14 protein-coding genes and 1 pseudogene are annotated in these 19,201 nt (G+C 70.0%); all 15 read right to left on the reverse strand.

Translation table 11 applies throughout. The features are described from left to right. Positions 1–10: 10 nt before the first annotated feature. Positions 11–1,351 (reverse strand): DUF4340 domain-containing protein, encoded by a 1,341-nt coding sequence (locus tag AC1U7O_RS02325; protein WP_479892956.1) that lies wholly within the window; start codon positions 1,349–1,351, stop codon positions 11–13. An 18-nt stretch (positions 1,352–1,369) separates the two neighbouring features. Then, positions 1,370–2,764: a GldG family protein gene (locus tag AC1U7O_RS02330; RefSeq protein WP_479893000.1), complete on the reverse strand. Its 1,395-nt coding sequence runs from the start codon at positions 2,762–2,764 to the stop codon at positions 1,370–1,372. Beyond that, positions 2,761–3,531 carry an ABC transporter permease gene (locus AC1U7O_RS02335; protein WP_479892957.1) on the reverse strand — a complete coding sequence of 257 codons (771 nt, stop codon included), beginning with the start codon at positions 3,529–3,531 and terminating at the stop codon, positions 2,761–2,763. The genes AC1U7O_RS02330 and AC1U7O_RS02335 overlap by 4 nt, the downstream gene beginning before the upstream one ends. Further along, a complete protein-coding gene (locus tag AC1U7O_RS02340) occupies positions 3,528–4,499 on the reverse strand; it encodes an ABC transporter ATP-binding protein (protein WP_479892958.1) in 972 nt (323 codons plus the stop codon). The genes AC1U7O_RS02335 and AC1U7O_RS02340 overlap by 4 nt, the downstream gene beginning before the upstream one ends. Positions 4,500–4,656: 157 nt before the next feature. After that, positions 4,657–5,508: a SurA N-terminal domain-containing protein gene (locus AC1U7O_RS02345; protein ID WP_479892959.1), complete on the reverse strand. Its 852-nt coding sequence runs from the start codon at positions 5,506–5,508 to the stop codon at positions 4,657–4,659. Between the two features lie 61 nt (positions 5,509–5,569). Continuing rightward, the gene (locus AC1U7O_RS02350; protein WP_479892960.1) at positions 5,570–5,983 is read right to left on the reverse strand and encodes a response regulator; all 414 of its coding nucleotides are present in this window, start codon (positions 5,981–5,983) and stop codon (positions 5,570–5,572) included. Positions 5,984–6,048: 65 nt separating this feature from the next. Then, entirely contained in the window at positions 6,049–6,852 is an 804-nt protein-coding gene (locus tag AC1U7O_RS02355; protein WP_479892961.1) for a response regulator transcription factor, read from the reverse strand. Between the two features lie 396 nt (positions 6,853–7,248). Further along, entirely contained in the window at positions 7,249–7,938 is a 690-nt protein-coding gene (locus tag AC1U7O_RS02360; protein ID WP_479892962.1) for a response regulator, read from the reverse strand. Further along, entirely contained in the window at positions 7,910–14,365 is a 6,456-nt protein-coding gene (locus AC1U7O_RS02365; RefSeq protein ID WP_479892963.1) for a GAF domain-containing protein, read from the reverse strand. The genes AC1U7O_RS02360 and AC1U7O_RS02365 overlap by 29 nt, the downstream gene beginning before the upstream one ends. Before the next feature lie 263 nt (positions 14,366–14,628). Beyond that, positions 14,629–15,231, reverse strand: coding sequence for a hypothetical protein (locus AC1U7O_RS02370; protein ID WP_479892964.1), 603 nt, complete (start codon positions 15,229–15,231; stop codon positions 14,629–14,631). After that, positions 15,228–15,761 carry a type 4a pilus biogenesis protein PilO gene (pilO, locus tag AC1U7O_RS02375; protein ID WP_479892965.1) on the reverse strand — a complete coding sequence of 178 codons (534 nt, stop codon included), beginning with the start codon at positions 15,759–15,761 and terminating at the stop codon, positions 15,228–15,230. Before pilO ends, AC1U7O_RS02370 begins: the two co-directional genes overlap by 4 nt. A gap of 46 nt (positions 15,762–15,807) precedes the next feature. Then, positions 15,808–16,413, reverse strand: a complete 606-nt coding sequence (locus AC1U7O_RS02380) for a PilN domain-containing protein (protein ID WP_479892966.1) — start codon at positions 16,411–16,413, stop codon at positions 15,808–15,810. After that, positions 16,413–17,474: a type IV pilus biogenesis protein PilM gene (locus AC1U7O_RS02385; protein ID WP_479892967.1), complete on the reverse strand. Its 1,062-nt coding sequence runs from the start codon at positions 17,472–17,474 to the stop codon at positions 16,413–16,415. The genes AC1U7O_RS02380 and AC1U7O_RS02385 overlap by 1 nt, the downstream gene beginning before the upstream one ends. After that, the gene (locus AC1U7O_RS02390; protein ID WP_479893001.1) at positions 17,474–18,784 is read right to left on the reverse strand and encodes a GspE/PulE family protein; all 1,311 of its coding nucleotides are present in this window, start codon (positions 18,782–18,784) and stop codon (positions 17,474–17,476) included. Before AC1U7O_RS02390 ends, AC1U7O_RS02385 begins: the two co-directional genes overlap by 1 nt. Beyond that, positions 18,770–19,201: pseudogene (locus AC1U7O_RS02395) on the reverse strand (GspE/PulE/PilB domain-containing protein); the annotation flags it as partial. The gene AC1U7O_RS02390 and the pseudogene AC1U7O_RS02395, both read right to left, overlap by 15 nt.

Consider the following 19,201-nt stretch of genomic DNA (forward strand, 5'->3'; position numbering starts at 1 on the left):
GCCGCCGTGGTCAGCTCCTCCCGCCTTCCTGTCCATGCACGGCCGCCAGCTCGTCCAGCAACTCCGCCCGCGGCAGCCGCACCCATTCGCCGGTCGGGAGCGTCGCCACGTCCCCACAGGCGTTGGTGCGGGCGAGTTCCACCCGCTTGGCGGTTCGGCTGTCCTGAGCGCGAAGCACCACCGTCCAGCGTGCGCGCGCATCCACGCGGCAGGGGCCCAGCGCCGGGACCGCCGCGCGGCCTTCGGTGAGATGAAGCTCCGTTAGCCATCGCGCCATCCGATCGGATTCGCCGCCGGAGGGGGCCTGCCCTGCCCTGGCCCAACCAGTGGCCGTCCTGGACCAGGGGATGGTCCGGCCGTCGTGCCGGACCTCCACCTGGACGACCGGCCCCCCGTCGTCCGGGACCACGTGCTTGTCGCGGATCGAGAACGGCTCGGGGAACAGGATCGCCAGGGCCTCTGCGGGCAGCTCGAACAAGAGCGCCGGCTGGTCTGAACGCCGGACGAGGATCGCGGGGCCGTCGCGGAGGAACGTCGTCTCTACGCCGGTCTGTCCGGCGGCCATGTGGATGGCCCCGAGCGGCTTGGCCGTGCTCAACCGTTTTCCGGCCTTGGCGAGGGTCTGGACCCCGCTGGCGGTCAAGCCGGCCAACCGCTTGAGCCATTCGGACATGACCCGGCCATCCGCCGGGGCGCGGAGGGGAGACTCGATCATCCAGCCCGTGCCGCCCGCCTCGAGCGTCAGGGCGATTCCGCCGTGGGTCACTCGGAGGGTGTGCAGGGGCTCCTGCGCCAGCGGAAAGATGCGGCGGTCGAGGAGGTCGGCGGCGTCGGCGGGCAGCGAGCGGAGGTGCTCGTTCGAGACGAGGACGACGCCGGGCCAGTCCGAGCTGCGCGCGTAGGACAGGGCGCCGTGGATCGAAGGGTCGCCGAGCTCCAGCCAGCGCGCCGGACCGTCCCCTTCGAGGACGACCGTGGTCGCCGCGGTGTCGGGGCCCAGGCCGTATTGCTGGAGCGACTCGGGCTGGTCGGAGACCGTCTGGGTCACCATGGACTTCCGGAGGATCGTCAGCGCACGCTCGGCGAGGTAGGTGTCCGACTTGGCCTCGAACGGCCGGTCGAGGAACCAGGCCTGCCCCTCTCCCCGCCTGAGCGAGAACGACGACGTCGCGCTCCGTCGGAATTCCACCCGGACGACCTTGTCCGGCTCGAAGGCCAGGAGCGGGCGCGCGGGTGCCGCCTGTCCGGCCTGGGCCGGCATCCGCTCGGCGACCGGCCGGATCTGCGCCCAGTATCCCCAGAGCAGGACGAGGAGGACCGTGAGGACGACCAGCGAGAGGATGTTCCGCATCGCGTCGGACCGCCTTCGTCACACCCGCGTCCGCCGGTACCTCCAGATTCCCCATCCCGTGATGGTGATGAGGAGGGGCAGCGCGATGACGGGGACCGCCAGCAGGAGGTTGGCCTGCTGTTCCGAGAGGATGATGGGGCTGACGTTCGCCTCCTGCGGCCGGATGCTGAACGCATCGAGCCCCTGGACCAGCCAGTTGAGCATGTTCAGGAACAGGTCGCGATTGCCGGAGAAATTGAAGTAGACGTTGCTCAGGAAATCCGAGTCCCCCACCACCACCAACCGCGGGCTGCCCTTGATGTCCTCGAGCATTTTGCGCGGGTAGGCGGCGACGGCCAGGGGGAAGGGACCGTGGGCCTCGCGCCCTTCCTCGTATTCCGGGGGGGCCGCTCCGACATTCAGCTCGCCCCAGCTCTGACTGGTGGTTTGGGCCAAGGCCATGCCCGCATAGGTTTGGTTCGTATTGTCCACGAGGACGGGCCTGGCTTCGGCGAAGAGGGTGGGCAGACGCAATTCACGCACGATCTCGTGCGTCGTGTAGATGGAAACGAGCGGAAGCGTGAAGGAACCGCCGAAGGTTCTGGCCCCCCGGTCCACGACGACACCGGGGCCCAGGGACAGGCCCCAGTCCGCCAACAGGGGCTCCAGACCGGTCGTGGAGCCCGGGTCCGCGAGCAGGGCGACGCGGCCGCCACGGTCCAGGTATCGCGTGATGGCGGCGACCTCGGCGGGCTGGAGCGGGACCTTGGGCCCGGCGATCACCACGACGGCGGCGTCGGCCGGGATCGCCTCGCCGCTCAGGATGCGGAGGGACTTGGGCAGGAAGCCTTCCTGCTCGATCGTGGCGCGGAGCTGGGAATAGCCGGGCTTGAGGCTGTCGGTCAGCTCATGCTCCCCGTGTCCCTCCAGGAAGTAGATGGCCTGCCCCTGTTCCCGCAGGGCCCGGAGCAGTGCGCGCGTGACCTCCGATTCCGTGACGGCCGTGCCGCGCGCCTGGCGTCCCGACGCAGTCGTCACCACGACGGTCCCGTACTGGCTGATGCCGAACTCCTTGGCCTGAGCCGGATGCTGGTCCGGGTCGATGACGCGCGGAGAGAAATGCGGGGAGTGGGTCCGATAGGTGTCGAGCAGCTCGGCCGCCTTGCGCTCATCCTCGCTGCCCTTCTGGACGAAGGCGTAAACCGTCACGTCCTGCGTCAACTGCTGCAGCAGGCCGACGGTCTGGGGGGCGAGCGTGAAACGACGGTTTTCCGAGAGATCCCACCGGACCTCGCGGTAGCCGGCGAGCGCGTTGACGACGACGAGGACGCCGCCCACCAGGAGTACGATGATGAGGCTGTTCGCCCCCCGCAGGGCCTTGCCAAACCTCAACCACCCCGGGGGGTGGGTGCGGTGCCGTCGGGCCTTGGTCATTTCCACCGGTTTGCCTCCACGACTCGATAGGCCATCGTGAGCCACAGGAACGACAGACTGAGGAAGAAGAGGAGCGAGGAGGTGCTGATCAGGCCCTGCACGAACCCGTCGAAATGGATGGACACCGACAGTTTCTTCAGGACGGCGGCCAGGACGGTGATCTCGGCATCCTGGCCGATCAGCCCGATCACCCAGAGCACCAGCAGGATGCCGACTCCCGTGAAGGCCGCGACGATCTGGTATTCCGTCAGGGTCGAGGCGAAGAGTCCGACCCCGATGAAGACCAGCCCCAGCAGCCACAGACCCAGGTAGGCCGAGGCCAGCGCCGTCCAGGGGAAGACGGCGAATTGTCCCAGGATCAGCGGCAGGATCAGTGTCAACATGAGCAGGACCGTGTAAATCAGCACCGCGGCGACGAACTTGCCGCCCACGATCGCGACGATCGAGATCGGGGCGCTGAAGAGCAGGTCGTAGGTCCGCTGCCGCCGTTCCTCGGCGAACAGGCGCATGGTCAGCAGCGGGACCACGAAGACCAGCACGAGGGCCATGTCCTGGAACACCGGCCGGAAGACCAGTTGGATGACGTTGAAGGCCGGCAGCGATCCCTGAAACTGCAGCCACTGCATGCTGCGCTCGCTGGCCAGCTTGGCGACGCCGTAGAAGAGGAAGCCGACGATCGAGAGGAAGATGGCCGACACGACGTAGGCGACCGGAGAGGTCAGGTAGCTCCACACTTCGCGCCGCGCGATCACCCAGAGGGTTCTCATCGTGTCGCCTCCGACTCCTGAGGGTTCGTCAAGTTCAGGAAGACCTCCTCAAGGCTCATGGACAGGGGGGCCAACTCGGCCAGCCCCCAGGCGCGCTGCACCGCCAGGCGGGCGATCTCCTCCGTGAGGTCCTTTCCCAGTTCGCATTCGATGATCCAGCGCGACTCGCCGGCTGCGCCGGCTTTGCCCTGCCCCCAACCGGCCGCCGAATAGACGCCGATGACCCCGGGGATGGTCTTGAAGAGGCCGGCAACGTCCGCCGGCGGGTGCCGGAGCCGCACGGCGAGCTTCTCCGACCTGCGCAGGCGGGCGGCCAGCTTCTCCTGCTCGTCGACGGCGGCGACGCGTCCTCTGTGCAGGATCACGACCCGCTGGCAGAGCGCCGTGGCCTCGGGGAGGATATGGGTGCTCAGGAGGATGGTGTGCCGGCCGGCCAGTTGCGTGATCAGGCGCCGCATCTCGGCCGTCTGTCTGGGGTCGAGGCCCCCGGTCGGCTCGTCCAGGATGAGGATGGACGGCGAATGGATCAGCGATTGGGCCAGGCCGAGCCGCTGTTGGTAGCCCTTCGAGAGGTTCTTGACCAGCCGCCGGCGCATCTCGCCGAGGCCGCACCGTTCGATGACTTGCTCGCGCGCGGCCGTGAGGGCGTTCCCGCGCAACCCGCGGAGCGCGCCGAGGTAGCCCAGGTACTCCGGCACGGTCATGTCCGGGTACAGGGGGACGAACTCCGGCAGGTAGCCGATCTGCCGCTTGGCCTCCGTCGCCTGAGACACCATGTCGTAGCCCCCGACGACGGCGGACCCGCTCGTCGCCGGCATGCATCCCGTCAGAATCCGCATCGTCGTGGTCTTGCCGGCGCCGTTGGGGCCGAGGAGGCCCACGATCTCGCCGGGCCGGACCGCGAAGCTGATGGCGTCGATGGCGGTGACGTGCCCATACCGCTTGGTGAGGTCTCGGACTTCGATCATCTTCGCTCCTGCGTTCTCACTCGTCCCGCCGCGTCGGAGTCGGTGCGTCCTCCGCGGCGACCTCCGCCGGACCCGACGCCCGCCGCGGCGGGGACCCGTCAGGTCGAAGGGCGTGTGGGACCGGCGGATGACCGGCGACCGGGCCCTGACTCACGGATCAGCCCTTCTGAGCCGGAGGGGCCGGCTGGCCGGGGTGCGCATGGTCCGACGGCCCGGCGAGCTGTTGCCGGACCGTGGGATCGACCCAGATCTTGGCCGAACGGACGAGGTCCTCGTACCACCGGGCCTCCTCGGTGGGCCACCGTGTCTGTTGAATCAGGCTGCGGACGCGGTCCCGGACCTGCTCCAACCGGTCCGTATTCCAGAGCTGGGCGAGGGTGGCGCGGTTCTGCTCCCAATACTGGCGGACTTCCTCGTCGCTGACCGGCACGCTGGCCCGCCGGCGGGTTTCCAACTCCTGGAACAGCAGGGACTGATGGAGCTGGGTGCGCCACTGCTCCAGGGTCGTATGCCCCTGGCGCAGTTGTTCTTCCAGCGATTCCCGTGACCCGGACTGCTCTTCGATGCGCTTGGCGTTGGCTTCGAGCAGATCAGGAGAAACGCTGAGCCCCAGGCGGGCGGCTTCCTGCTTCTTGAGCTCCTCAAGGACCATTTGATTGATGATCGAATGCAGCAGCTCCTTCTCCTGGGCGGCCTCGTGCTGGGCCTGCTGCGCTTCCGTGACCGGGGCGGACGCCGTCGTCGTCGCCCCGGCCCGGTCCGCACCGTCCGCGACCGCGGCCTGGACTTGATGCCGCTGGTGGGCGAGCATGGCCTTCGCCTGCTCGAGACGGGCGAGGACGGCATCCCGTTCGATGTTGGTGCCGTTGACGCTGGCCACGATCTTCGGGAGCGCCTCCGACACCCGGCTCGGAGCCGGCTGCTCGGAGTTCGTGCAGGACACGGCGAGCAGGAGGACTCCCGCCGCCGTCCCGAAGCGGTGCCGAACACGATGGACGACCGCCGTCATGGACGTACTCCTTAGGGCTGATGGGTCACCCGGGCGGGAGGCCCATGCCGAACACCCCACGCTAGGCGGGTAACGCGCTCGAAACGAGCTGCCGCAGGCGTGCGGGGTCCACCGGCTTGACGACCCACGCGAAGGCGCCGCGTCGGCGCGCCTCCTCGACCTGCTCCGGAGCATCGTCGCTCGACAGGATGATGACCGGAAGGGCAGGGGCGTACTCCTTCAACCTGGCGAGGAGCTCCAGGCCGTTCATGTTCGGCATCTGGTAATCGGTCAACACGAGGACGATCGGTTGGCGGGCCGCCGTTGCGATGGCGGCCAGGCCGTCGGTCGCCGTGACGCAGGAATATCCCCAGTGGCCCAGCATCGACTCGATCATGCCGCGCACCAGCTCGTTGTCGTCGACGACGAGGATCGTGCCGGGGGAAACGGGGCCTGAACCTCTGGCGGCCTCCCGATGCATCTCCGCCACGCTCATCTGAACTCTCCTTCATGCCGGGCGGCTCCCCGGCTTGACGGTGTTTCACCGAGGCGGCGGGCAGGCTACACCCTCCCGGGCCTCGCGTACGCGCCGCGGGGCGCACGGCTGTCCGCGGGGCGGCCTGCCGACGCCGCCACGGTCTCCTTGGGCTTGCCGACCGTGGCGCCCTGGGCGACTCCCGCAGCCGGGGCGCGAAGCGAAGGGCTCACGTGCGGGCCGGCGGACCTCGGCTCGATGGCCATTGCACCCTCGCTCTCCGTCTCCGAGGGCGAAGACAGCCGAGCCTCTTCGTACATGCCGGCGTCCTCGATCAACCGGGCCATGATTCCGCACTTGCTCTCCGCGTGGAGCTTGAGACGAATGTTCTTGATGTGGTCGCGGACGGTGTGGGCGGAGATGGACAGGGTATAGGCGATCTCCTTGTAGCTGGCCCCCTTGCTCAGGAGCTCGAGAATCTGGATTTCCCGTCGGGTCAGCTTGTACGTCGTCTGGAAATGGGCCAGGTTCAGCTTGGGAGCCGGCCGTTGGTCCTCTTCCTCGACGACGATGAGGATGCACGGCTCCTTCAGCGATTCCGAGACCAGGACGGAGCCCTCGAGCCGATAGTTGACGTCGCCGGCCGTCACCGTCAAGGTTTCGGGCCTGATCTTCTCGGGGCGAAAGTCGGCGGGAGAGGCCCCGATCATCTTCTTGAGCCGCAAGGACAGCCGCTTGATGTCGAAGCCGAGGTCCTGGTCCGGCGGGAGCGTCTCGCCGTTCCCGTTGTGCCCATGAAGCAATCTCCCCTCGTGGTTGGAGTACAGCAACTGGCACTTGAGGTCGAAGATGAGGATGCCCGACTGTTTGAGCCAACCATGTCGTGCCATAGATGACCTCGCGTGGATAGGGTTACTCCGGAAGGTGAAGGCCTCGCCCAAGCCCCCGGCGCCGGTGAGCGGTCCCCTCTCGGGGGCGGGAGAGGGAAGCCGGGAACTGTCCGGTCCCGAGGGGCTGCGACCTGCCGCTTCTCCGAGGGGAGCCGGCTCGTTGAAGTCTTCGATCCTTTACGTAGAGCACACCCAACCTTGTACCAGATGGTCGGGCAGGGCGTATGTCAGGAGAATGACTACTATTTATAGTGGCTGTCAGGAGAACCACTGACCGTTCGGCCAGGGTCGGGCTGGGCGGTTTCGTTCCCCGCGCCTGGAGGCGTCGAACGGACGGGGAGTTGGGGAGCCGTCGTGCCGGGGAAGCGGCCGGCAAATCTGTCGGGGGACGGGGGCTCAGCGATCTTCGCCGGGTGGGGCGGTGCCGGGCGCGAGCAGGCCGACCTCCAGGGCGTAGCGGACGAGGTCGGCGCGGCTCCGCAGTCCGAGCTTCTCCGCGATGCGCCAGCGGTAGGTTTCGACGCTCTTGACGCTGAGCCGGAGGCGTTCGGCGATGTGCCGATTCATGTAGCCCTGCGCGACCAGGCAGAGCACCTCGCGCTCGCGGTGGCTCAGCAGGCTCATCGGTCGCCCCTCGCGGACCTTCCCGCTCGCCGACTTCTTGCCGAGCACGTCCTGCGCGACGCCGTCCGCGAGGGTGAGGTCCACGAAGGTGCGGCCGCGATGGACGGCTCGGATGGCGGCGAGGAGGTCCAGGTCGGGCGCTTTCTTGATGACGTACCCGGCCCCCCCGGCCGCGAGCACCGACCGGACGTAGGCCGGGTCGTCGTGCATCGTCAGGATCAGCACCTTGGTCTGGGGACTGTCGCGGCGGATGTCCTCGATGGCCTGGATGCCGCTGCGCCCGGGCATGGTGATGTCCATCAACACGACGTCGGGCGAGGTTTCGAGCGCCTTCTGGTGGGCCATGGCGCCGTCCGCGGCCTCGTCGACCACCTCCATGTCTGGCTGCGCGTTGACCAGCATGCGGAGCCCGGCCCGCAGCACCGCGTGATCGTCAGCGATCAGGACCCTGATCTTGCCCATGGCGTGTTTCCTCCAGCGGGATGGTGACGTAAATGGTCGTGCCGCGGCCGGGCGTGGATTCGATGGCGATGGCGCCGTTGACGAGGTGGGCGCGCTCCCGCATGCTGTGCAGCCCCAGGTGCTTCGTCGCGCGGGACATCTGCAGGGTCGCGTCCACGTCGAAGCCGCAGCCGTCGTCCTCGATGATCGCCCGCACCGCGCCGTCCTGCCGCTCCACGACCACGCTGACGAGGTTGGCCCTCGCGTGCTTGGCGATGTTGGTCAGGGCTTCCTGGAGGATACGGTACAGCGTGATCTCGACCGGCGCGGGCAGCCGTCCCTGCTCCAGGCCGGGGGCGTGCAGGTCCACCGTGATGCCGTAGGCCTGGGTGTACTCGACGACGTACCGCTCCAGCGCGGCCGCCAGGCCCAGGTCGTCCAGCGCGCTGGGGCGCAGGCCGATGGCCAGGCGGCGGACCTCGTCGAGCGCCTGGGCCGCGACCCGTCGGAATTTGCCGGCGTGAGCGCGGGCGGCGGACAAGGTCGGCGACGTCTCGATCGTATGCAGCCCCACCAGCAGGGACATGAGCGCCTGTCCGGTCTCGTCGTGCAGCTCGCGGGCGATCCGGCGCCGCTCCTCCTCCTGGGCCGAGATGACCTGCTCCAGGAGCCGGGTGCGCAGCTCGGCGGCCTGCACCCGCTCGGTGATGTCACGGATGATGCTGCTGAAAAACCGCTTGCCGTGCTGCGTGAACTCCCAGAAGGCCAACTCCAACGGGATCTCCCGGCCGCTCTTGTGCCGGCCGGGCAGGTTCACCCGCTCCCAGGCGAGGTGGCGGCGGTTCGTCGCCAGGTACCGGCCCATCGCCTGCTGATGCACGCTCCGGAGGCCCTCGGGCATGAGGAGCGTGAGCCGCTGGCCGATCAACTCCTTGGTCGCGTAGCCGAAGATCTGCTCGGCCGCCCGATTCACGAATACGATCGTGCTGGACTCGTCGATCGTGATGATGGCCTCGGCCGCCGTCTCGGCCACGGTCCGGTAGCGCTGCTCGCTCTCGCGCAGGGCCTCCTCGGCGAGCTTGCGCTCGATGAACTGGCCCACCTGGCTGCCGATCGCCGTCAGCATCTGCAACAGGGCCTCGTCGGGCGCTTGCAGGGCGTCGCTGTAGAACTCGATCACGCCGAGGACCTCGCCGCGGCTGAGGATGGGGAAGCCGAACGCGGCGTGCAGGCCGGCCTTCGCCGCGGCGGGGGCGCGCGGATAGTTCGGGTCGCAGAGCACGTCCGGCAGCCAGACCGGCTTCCGTTGAGCCCAGATGCGGCCGGGCAGGCCCTCGCCGGGAGGGAAGGTCAGGGCGCGGGTCAGAGACTCGAACTCGGCCGCCCGGCGGTCGGGCGGGCACCACAGGTCCGTGCAGCGGATCACGCCCGCGTACCGGTCCACCTGCCAGAAGACCCCCACCAGCCAGTCCAGGCTCTGGCAGATGGCCGTGAGGATCTTGGGGGCGGCGTCGGTCAGGGTCGGCGATTCCGCGAGCACCCGCGTGACGGCGTACTGAGCCGCCAGGCGGCGCTCGTCCCGTTTGCGCTGGTGCAGGTCTCGCTCCAGCGCGTGTTTGGCGGCCTCGAGCTCCTGCGTCCGGCTCACGACGCGGCGTTCCAGTTGCTCGTTGAGGGTGCGGATCTCCTGCTCCGCCCGTTTCCGGGTGAGGCACTGGGCCAACGGCTCGGCCACCAAGGACAGCTTCCAGACCGTGGCCTCGTCCAGGGCGCGGCGCGCGAACAGGCCCATCACCCCGACGGGGCGGTCCTCGACGGTCAAGGGGTAGGCGGCGAAGGACACCAGCCCTTCCGCCTCGGCCCAGCTCCGCGAGCGAAGCACCGGGTCGGTCGCGACATGGTTGGTCACGTAGGGTCGGCGGGTGCGGGCGAGGCGGTCGATCTCCCGCGTGTGGATCGGGGAGAGGCCCGGCGTTGAGTCGGGACAGGGCACGGGGCCGGTGCTGGCCTGCAGCTCGAGCTCGTCGTCGCCCTCGCGGTAGGTCCACACCCGGACCAGGGCGGCGTCCAGGTGGCGGAGCAGGATGTCCGCGCAGTGCTGCAGGATCGCGGACAGGTCGCCGGATCGGAGGACGGCCGCGCTGATCTCGACGTTCAGGGCGGCGTCGTCGGCGCGCCGGCGGAGCTCCTCGTGGGTGCGCTGGAGCTCGGCGAAGCCCGCCGCGTTTTCCAGGGCGGTCCCGGCCAGGGTGCTGATGTATTCGGCCAGCCGGACCTCGTGTTCGCCGAACAGCCCCTCCACGCGCCGGGCCGTCACGTAGAATCCGCCGATCACCCGCCCGCGGACGGCGATGGGCGCGCACAGCACCGCCAGATCGTCCTGGAGCGCCAGGCCCGCGTCGCGGGCGCGGCCGTCCTGATGGGCGAGGATCACCGGCCGTTGGCCCGCCAGCAACTCGCCGGCCACCCGCTCGTTGAGGGCGGCGTCCGACGGGCCGGCCACCGTCCGGATCTCGGTGCGGCCCTCCGCGGGCACGATCTCGATCACGGCGCTCCGCTCCGTTCGCAGCAGGGTCACGGCCGCGTCCCGCACGGCGGCGAAGATGGTCTCCCGCGTGAGCGCCGAGGCCAGTCGGCGGCCGGTGTCCAGCACCGCGTCGAATCGATCGACCAGGGAGAGGGTGGCCGTCCGGCTGTGGCCGCTCCGCGCGACATCTTCCTGCCGCCGGCGGGGCATCGCGTCCACCCCGAGGCCGTGGAAAAGCTGGTGGGCGTGCGCCAGGTCCTGGGTCGTGTCCGGCCAGCCCAGCTCCAGGCCGACCAGGCCCCGCGCCAGGAGGGTCTGGGCTTCCTCGTAACGGGCGGCCTGAGCCCTGGCGATCGTCAGGCTGCGGTCGAGGAGCCGGCGGGCCCGTCGCGGGCGTTGGCCGGCGGCCGCCAACAGACCGGCCTCGCGCAGCGCGTGCGGCAGGCTGTTGCGGAAGCGCGAGCCGAGGCGCAGCGCCCGTCGAACGGCCGCCCGTGCGTGATGCAGGCAGGCCTTCCGCCGGCGCGGGTTCGAGAGGGGCGCGCGTTCCGCCTCCCGGCGATAGGCCGTGGCCAGCCAGGCATAGAGCGGCACGACGTACTCGTTCTGAAGGCCGGCCCGGCGCACCAGGTCCCGGGCGCGGGCGAGGACCCCCGCCGCCTCGGCCGGCCGGCCCTCCGCCAGGAGCCGGAGCGCCTCGGCCTGCAGCACCGAGGCGATCGCCTGCACGTCGTCCCTCGGTCGTTGGAGTTCCCGTTGCAGAATGTCCTTGGGCACGCGCCCCTCGGTGGCGAGCGCCCAGATTTCGAGGCTTGTGGCGAGGCCCTGGGTGTTCCCCAGGTCGAGGCACCGTTGGTAGAGCCGCTGGCTGAGCTCCGCGGCCCCCCGGAGGTCGCCCAGGCGGTAGAGGCAGAACGCCAGGTGCCACTGCGCGGCGTCCCCTTCCCAGGGGTCGCCGGTCTGCTCGAGCAGGCGCACCGACTCGCGGCATTTCTCGATCGCCTCGGCGTACCGGGAGGCCGCATAGAGCAGCACGCCGTAGAAGTGCAGGGTCTGTCCCTGGCCCCACGGGTCGCCGAACGCGCGCCGGAGCGAGAGCGATCGCTCCAGGTAGACGATCCCCCGCCGGAACCAGGGGACCATGCTCATGGCCGGTCCGTGCTCGGAGTAGGCCTGGGCGAGCTCCGGCGTCGGGGGGTACCGTTCGGCCAGGTTCATCTCCCGCAGGTGCGCCCACAGGCAGGCGAACCGACCCCGCTGAAACCAATAGGCGTAGCCCAGCCGACTATAGAGCCGCATCGCGAGCAGGTCCCTGTCCGCTCCCTCCAGCGCCCGCCGGCCGACGAACAGCGTCGGCCACAGGCTATGCAGGGTCTGGACGCCGACTTCCCAGAGCAGGCCGGCGCCGAACGCGAGCGCCCGGCGGGGCACGCGCGCGCCCAGGAGCCGGAGCGCCTGCTCGATGGCGGCGATGGCCTGCGTCATGTCCCCGCGTTTGAACGCGAGCTCGCCGAGCCGGCCGTCGAGCTGCGCACGGACGTCGTCGGTCTCGGCCAGCAGGCGGGCCGCGAGATACCATCGGGCGGCCTCCTCGTACCGGCCGCGCAGCATGAGCACATCGCCCAGGCCCTGCGCGACCTCCCGACGGGTCTGCGGGGCGGCGGACCGGGCGCCCCGCTCGGCGATCCGATAGTAGTGCTCCGCGTTTTCCAGGGCATGGCGCGCGCGGGCGGCGGCGGCGGCGGTCAGGGCGTGGGGAAGGGCCCGGCCGTACTCGCCCGCCGCGTCGAAGTGAAAGGCCAGGTCGAACACCCGCTCGGGCGAAACGCCTTCGATGCAGAGCGCGGCACGGTGGTGGAGGTGGCGGCGTTCCGCGTCGTGCAAGCGGGCCAGGAGCGCCTCGCGCAGCTTGTCGTGCAGGAAGGTGCAAGACCGGCCCGCCGCGTCCATCCAGACGAGATGTCGCTGGCGGGCGATGCCGACGGCGCGCGCCCCCTCCTCCGTGGTCTGGCCCGCGAGCGCGGTGGCCAGGGGCAGATCGAAGGTCTTGCCGAGCACCGCGCCCACGGAGAGCAGGTCCAGCGTCTCGGCCGGCAGCATGTCGAGCCGGTGAGCCAGGAACGTCGCCGCCAACCGCGACGGCTGCGCATCCGACAGGGCGCGGGGCGTGAGCCGCCAGATCGGCCGGCCGGGCCGGAGCTCCGTCGAGTCCGGCTCGGCCACCATCGCGCCGCTCTCGACCAGGCCGCGGACGAGGGCCACGGCCATGAACGGACTGCCGCCCGAGAGGCGCGCCACGAGGTCATACGCCTCGTCCGGCACCGGTCCGGCCATGGACTGGATCAGGCGTCGAAGCTCCGGCGGGTCGAAGGGGCTGAGCCGGAGGTGCAGGTGGGGTTCAAGGGCGCGCAGGGGATGTCCTGCGGCCACTTCCTCGGAGCGGAAGGCGGCGACGATCAGCACGTGGCCGCCGTTCGCCGCGCGGGCCTGCTGACGCCAGGAGGCCAGGAGCTTGACGGTCTGCTCGTCGGCCCATTGGCAGTCGTCGAGGATGACCACCAACGGACGTCCGGGCTCGCCCAAGGCTTCGAGCAGACGGATCAGCGCCGCCAGGTTTCTGGTTTCGCCGTACGCCTCCGGTCCCGGCGTTGCCCGGCCGTCGGGCTGGAGCAGGTCGCACAGCTGCGGCATGGCCGTGCAGACAGCGGCTCTGACGCCGCTGTCCGCGAGCCGCTGGTGCAGCCGGGGACCCAGCTGCGGCTCGACGTGGGTGGAGGCCAGCAGGCCGGACACGACGTCGTCGAGGACCTGGAACGGTCGTTGGGCCGCCAGGGCGACTCCCTGCCCCCGGAAGAGTCTGGCGCCCTGGCGGACCATCGTGAGGGCCAGCTCCTCCAGGAGGCAGGTCTTACCGCCGCCCGATTCCGACTCGACGAAGACCAGTCGGCTGTGCCCCCCCTGCGCCAGGGCGAACTCGGTCTGCAGCGCCTCGAGCTCGTCGGTCCTGCCGATGAAGGCGGGGGCGGTGAGCGTCCGTCGCCGATCGTGCGCGCCGACGGCGATGTCGGGGTCCCGGGCGCCTTGCTCCAACGCTCGGACAAGCTCGGCGAGGTCCGCGAGCGCCGCCGAGGCGGACTGGTAGCGGTCCTGCGGGTCCTTCCGAAGCAGGCGCAGCACGATCTGGTCCAGGGCCCGGGGAAGGGCCCGGCCGAGGCCCCGCAGCGACGGCGCGGGCGCGGTCACGTGCTGGCGGAGCAGCTCCCCGACCGTCTGTCCGACGAACGGAGGCCGTCCGGCCAGGCATTCGAACAGGACGACGCCGGCGGAGTAGAGGTCCGAACGATGATCCACTTCGTGGTCCAGCGCGCCCGCCTGCTCCGGAGACAGGTACAGCGCCGTCTCGATCGACTCCGAGGGGAGATAGGGCTCCGGCTGCCGACCCCGGGCCAAGCCGAAGTCGATCAGCGTCGCCCCTGAGACGGGCGACGCGTCGTCCACGATGATGTCCGCCGGCTTCACGTGGAGGTGGAGCACGCCGAGCGCGTGGGCGGTGCGCAAGGCGTCCAGGATGCAGCGGCCGACCACGAGGGTCTCGGACACCGAGAGGGGACCGCCCGCCAGGCGCGCGCGCAGAGAGGCGCCGGGCACGAAGGGGCTGACCACATGCAGCCGCCCGTTATGCCGCTCGATCTCCCTGATCGGCGCCAACACGCCCGGGCCGAGACCTCGGAGCTGCTGCGCCTCGCGCTCCATCCGACGGATGGCGGCGGCGGTGAGCGTCCCGATGGCCGCGGCCTTGACGATCACCTCGTCCCCCTGCGTCAGGTCTCTCGCCAGAACGGTCTCGATGCCGTGCTCGTCACGGAGCCGCTTGATGGGCAGGTACCGTTGGTCGAACGACAGGCCCGGTGCATTCGGCATGCGATTCAACCCTGCACGATCGCGGCCTCCTGTCCGACCGGACAGGAGCCGCTGCTGCCTCCCCGGCCTTGGGGACGGAGGTTGAGAGGACGGGACCGTCGTGGAAGGCCCTCACGCCGTCGGGGGCTAGCTTATCACAGGCGAGGCCGGTCACCTACACGGCCCGCGGGAGACGGTTCACAAACGCCCCTAAAGGCCCACTACATACAGGTGGAAGGAAACTGCCTACAAGAATGGGGGGATTCGATCTGATCGGTGAAGGCTCAGGAGCGAGTGCCCCCCTCGGGCGTGAGGGGAATCGTCGTTTCGACGCGCGTCGGCAGATGCAGCAGCTTGACGAACGAGGCTTCCACGGCCTTGACCTGGATCCGGCCTTCCACCATCTCGCCGGCCTTCAGGAGGAAGATCGCGCGATCCTTGCTGATGAACGCCATCGGCTCGCCCTCTCGCTCCAAGTAACCGAGGAACCGGAAGCCCTTGAGTTGCTCGCGCGCCTTCTGAGCCGCGATGGCCTCAGGAGAGGGGGGCGGCACGGAGGCCACGACCACCGGCGGGGGCGCGGGGGGAGGCGGCGGCGCGCTCCGGCGGGCCTGCTTGCTCGCCTGCTCGGCCAGGATGCGCTCCTTGACGACCTCGATGGGGGTGAAGATGTTCTTGGGCGGCTTGAAGGAGTTGTCGGCCGATTCCACGCGGGCCGGACGCTTCACGGCGGGGGCGCCGGCGGCCTGGGGCGGCGGCGCCGTACCGGTCTTGTAGGCCAGCGGCATCCGCTGAACCTCCGGCTCCGTCCAGACGCGCGACAGGATCACGGTCGCCCAGGCGGCCCACAAGCAGACGAGGAGCACCCGCAGGCGACGGTCGCTCATACCGCCTTGTCCCCCGCCGCCGGTTCGGGACGCAGGAACGTCACCGCCCGAATGCTGAACTCGACCCCGTGGCCCTCGCGGTCGCGCGAGGCGTTCAGGCTCTCGATCACGACGTAGGAGTTCATCGTTTCGATCCGATGCAGAAACCGTCTGATGGCCGGATAGGCGCCGGCGACCCGGAAGGTCATGGAGGCCTTCAGGACCCGCTGATGCTCGACCGGCTCCACGGTGTAGGACATTCCGGGGATGACCACCTGATCGTGCTGCGCCAGTTCGGAGACGGCCAGGATCAGGGCGGGGAACTCCGTCCGCGCCGGCAGCTCCTTCCAGACCGCGGCCAAGTCTTCCAGGGTTTTCCGGATGGCTTTCTGGCGGCCCTGCTCCTGCCGGGCCGTCACGTAGGCGGCGTCCGCGGCGGCGAGCCGTTCCTGCGCCGGCTGCCAGAGCAAGACGGCGACCCCCGCCGCGGCGGTCACGGCCATCAGGGCGAGCAAGGCGAGCGGGGTCAGGCTGCGGGCCCCGAGGCGCATGGCGGGCGATGCGGGAGAGGACAGGGTGAGCATACGACCTCTGCGACTACGACGTCGGGTTGTACGTCACCGTCAGGGTGAACGTCACGACGGGCGTGCCCGGTGCGGAGGACTCCGGGCGGCCCTTGGAGTCCTTCGGCCGCAGCTCGGCCGTGTGATGCTCCGACAGCACCACCTTCTCGAAGACCGGATGCCGTTCGAGCTCCTCCACGAAGGCGGTCACGTCCTTGAGCGTGAGGGCGGTCCCCGCCACGGTGATCGTCGTCCCGCTGAAACTGAGCGACACCGAGGCGATGGAGGTCCGGGACGGCACCGTGCTCTCCAGATCGCTGAGGAAGCGCGTCCACGAGAACGCGCGCTTCTCCAGCAACTGGTTCGCGAAGGCCACCTCCCGCGGCAGGGTCTTCGCCCGTTCCTCCGTGAGCGCGAACCCCGCCTCCCTCGCCCGGGCCAGGAAGGTCTTCGTGTCCGCCCTGAGCCGCTCGGCGGCCTGCTCGTGCCGGAGCGCCTCGTCCTGCAGGGCCAGGCTGTCCGTCCAGGCCCAGAACGAGAAGGCTGCGGCCCCGAGGACGAGCAGCCACAGGCCGAGCTGGATCGTGCGCAGGAGGCTCCAGCCCGGCGTCGTGAAGGACAGCGAAAGGTGTGGCAGCATCAGGCCTCCCAGACCCCGGCCAGGGCGGCCAGCCGGGTCGCCGTGGGCGGCTCCTGCGACGAGCCGTCGGGCAGCGTGGCCGGGACCTGCTCCAGGTCGTCCAGCCGGGTCACGACCACCCCCTGGCCTTCCACCCGGGGCCGCCACCCGGTCTCGCGACCGGCCGGGAAGCCTGCCGCCGCGTCGCCCGCCAGGAAGAGGTGGCGGGGGCCGGCCTCCGGCTCGCGCAGCGACGTGTCCAGGTAGGCCTGCAGGGTGGCCAGGACCTCCTCGGCGAACAGCGTCTCCTCGTCGACCGGGAGCAGGGGCGCGCCGGCCGTGGGCTCCTCCGCGGCGGTCAGCCAAGCCTTGAGCCGGACGAGCTGCGGCACGGGGCCGGTGAAGGCGATGAGGGCGAAACCCCAATCCGCCCGATAGACATAGAACCACTCCCGCCGGGCCCCATCACTCGGGGCCCGGGATCGCAGAGCCCGCTGCAACCGCTGGTGGTGCAGGTCGAAGACCTGCAGGCTCGCCAGGCCGACCCGGACGGGGTAGAGGCCGGCCTCGACACAGACCTCGATGTATTGCGCGACGATGTCCTCCCGGACGGCCGCCACCAGCACCAGGAAGGGTTTGCCGGCGGGGCCGATCCCATCCGGCCGGCGGAAGACCCGGTGGAGGAGCCTCAGGGGACCGGGGGACAGGTGGTATTCCTGCTGGAGCCTCCAGCGGAGGAGGGTGTCGAGGTCGGGGCGCTTGGCCGGCAGGGTTTCAAACTCCAGCAACGCGACCCGCGCGCAGGGATCGGGCAGGCTCAGGGCGATCGGCAGCATCCCCGTCGTGCCGCCCCGCAGGCCCTTGAGCAGGTCCGCCATCTCGCGGGGAGCGGCCACGTTCGGCCTGCTGTCCGACAGACGGAGCAGTCCTTCGCGCAGGGACGCGGTCCGGTCCCGGCGGCCGGCGGCGAAGGGCGTCCGCCGCCACAGCAGCCGTGGCCGGAACGGAGGAACCCGCACGAGCGTCGCTTGCCGGAGCCCGAACGACAGCCCGACGCGGGGACGGTGGACGGGGAAGAACATCAAGCGGCCTCCACGAAGGTGACCCGGTTGATCTCGCGGAGGGTGGTTTCGCCGTTGAGCACCTTCTCCACGGCCGCCTGGCGCAGCGTCGTCATGCCCTCGGCGAGGGCCGCCTTCCTGATCTCCGAGGAGGGGCGGCGCTCCAGGATCATTTCCTTGATCCGGTCGCTCAGGTCGAGGAACTCCGTGATGGCGCGGCGGCCGCGGTAGCCGAGCCCGTTGCAGGCGGGGCATCCCCTCCCGTAGTAGAGCGGGACCTCCTTGATCAGCTCCCAGTCCAACCCGGCCTCCTCGACCTGCGCGCGATCCTGCGGTGCGACGGTCTTGCAGCCCTGGCAGATGCCGCGGACCAGCCGTTGGGCCAGGATGCAGTTGAGGGCCGCGACGAAATTGTAGGGCTCGATCCCCATGTTCACGAACCGTCCGATCACGTCGAAGGTGTTGTTGGCGTGGACCGTCGTGAACACCAGGTGGCCGGTGAGGGCGGACTGGATGGCGATCTGGGCCGTTTCCGCGTCCCGGATCTCGCCGACCATGATCTTGTCCGGGTCGTGCCGGAGGATGGAGCGCAGCCCCCGGGCGAACGTGAGCCCCTTCTTCTCGTTCACCGGAATCTGCACGATGCCCGGCAACTGGTACTCGACGGGGTCTTCGATGGTGATGATCTTCTCCTCCTGGGAGTTGAGCTCGTTGATGGCCGCGTAGAGCGTGGTCGTCTTGCCGCTGCCGGTCGGGCCGGTGACCAGAACCATGCCGTAGGGCTCGGTGATGGCCCGGCGGAACCGGCGGAGGTCCTCGGCGTTGTAGCCGAGCCGGTCGAGGCGCAGGCCCTGCACGCCGGCGGCGATGTACTCCTTGTCCAGGATCCGGATCACGACCGACTCCCCGGCGGCGCTGGGGAGAATGGACACGCGGAAGTCCACCGTGCGCGCCTCGAGGCGCAGCTTGAAACGCCCGTCCTGGGGGATGCGCCGCTCCGCGATGTCGAGCTCGGACATGACCTTGAGGCGGGAGATCAACGGTGCGTGGAACTTCGCGTCCAGGGGGTCCATCGCGGCATAGAGGACGCCGTCGATGCGGTACTTGACGATGACCGCCCGCTCGGTCGCCTCCAGATGGATGTCGCTCGCGCGCTGCTGCAGAGCCCGCAGGATGATCGTGTCCACCAGCTTGACGACGGGGCTCTGGTCCTTGGCGATCTTGTCGACGGACAGGACCTCGTCACCGTGCTCGTCCTCGCGGACGAGGATGGGCCGGAACTCGGCCTGAATCTGCGTGAGGACGTGCCGCGCGCCCTCGTCCTGGGCCAGGGCCGCCTGGAGGGCGGCCCGCGGCGCGACGGCAAGGCGCACGGGACGGTGCAGGAGGCGCTCGATCTCGTCGAGGGTGCGGAGGTCCTGGGGGTCGGCGACCGCGATCGTGAGGAGACCGTCCTGCTCGCTGAGGGGCAGGAAGAGGTAGCGGCGCATCGCGTCCACGGTGACGCCGGGGACGCGTTCCGGTTCGAAGGCGTAGTCGCTCAGCGTGGTGAACGGCAGGCCGTATTGCTCGGCCAGGGCCTCCGCGAGCGGGAGGTCGGGGACGAGACCTTCCTCCCACAGGAGGCTCCGGAGCGGCCGGCCGCGCTCGCGCGCCCGCCGCGCGCAGGCCTGGGCCTCCGCGGGTGTCAACAGGCCGCGCTGGACGAGGATCTCATCGAGCGGGGTCAGTTGCACGGGTGCGGGCAC

This window comes from Candidatus Nitrospira neuquenensis, from assembly GCF_979578155.1.

What these genes read in the sequence shown, in the direction of transcription:
- AC1U7O_RS02355 (WP_479892961.1), bottom strand. Translation starts at nt 6,852, where the DNA reads ATGGCACGACATGGTTGGCTCAAACAGTCGGGCATCCTCATCTTCGAC.
- AC1U7O_RS02345 (WP_479892959.1), bottom strand. Translation starts at nt 5,508, where the DNA reads ATGACGGCGGTCGTCCATCGTGTTCGGCACCGCTTCGGGACGGCGGCG.
- AC1U7O_RS02380 (WP_479892966.1), bottom strand. Translation starts at nt 16,413, where the DNA reads ATGCTGCCACACCTTTCGCTGTCCTTCACGACGCCGGGCTGGAGCCTC.
- AC1U7O_RS02360 (WP_479892962.1), bottom strand. Translation starts at nt 7,938, where the DNA reads ATGGGCAAGATCAGGGTCCTGATCGCTGACGATCACGCGGTGCTGCGG.
- AC1U7O_RS02385 (WP_479892967.1), bottom strand. Translation starts at nt 17,474, where the DNA reads ATGTTCTTCCCCGTCCACCGTCCCCGCGTCGGGCTGTCGTTCGGGCTC.
- AC1U7O_RS02340 (WP_479892958.1), bottom strand. Translation starts at nt 4,499, where the DNA reads ATGATCGAAGTCCGAGACCTCACCAAGCGGTATGGGCACGTCACCGCC.
- AC1U7O_RS02350 (WP_479892960.1), bottom strand. Translation starts at nt 5,983, where the DNA reads ATGAGCGTGGCGGAGATGCATCGGGAGGCCGCCAGAGGTTCAGGCCCC.
- AC1U7O_RS02365 (WP_479892963.1), bottom strand. Translation starts at nt 14,365, where the DNA reads ATGCCGAATGCACCGGGCCTGTCGTTCGACCAACGGTACCTGCCCATC.
- AC1U7O_RS02330 (WP_479893000.1), bottom strand. Translation starts at nt 2,764, where the DNA reads ATGACCAAGGCCCGACGGCACCGCACCCACCCCCCGGGGTGGTTGAGG.
- AC1U7O_RS02370 (WP_479892964.1), bottom strand. Translation starts at nt 15,231, where the DNA reads ATGAGCGACCGTCGCCTGCGGGTGCTCCTCGTCTGCTTGTGGGCCGCC.
- AC1U7O_RS02325 (WP_479892956.1), bottom strand. Translation starts at nt 1,351, where the DNA reads ATGCGGAACATCCTCTCGCTGGTCGTCCTCACGGTCCTCCTCGTCCTG.
- pilO (WP_479892965.1), bottom strand. Translation starts at nt 15,761, where the DNA reads ATGCGCCTCGGGGCCCGCAGCCTGACCCCGCTCGCCTTGCTCGCCCTG.
- AC1U7O_RS02335 (WP_479892957.1), bottom strand. Translation starts at nt 3,531, where the DNA reads ATGAGAACCCTCTGGGTGATCGCGCGGCGCGAAGTGTGGAGCTACCTG.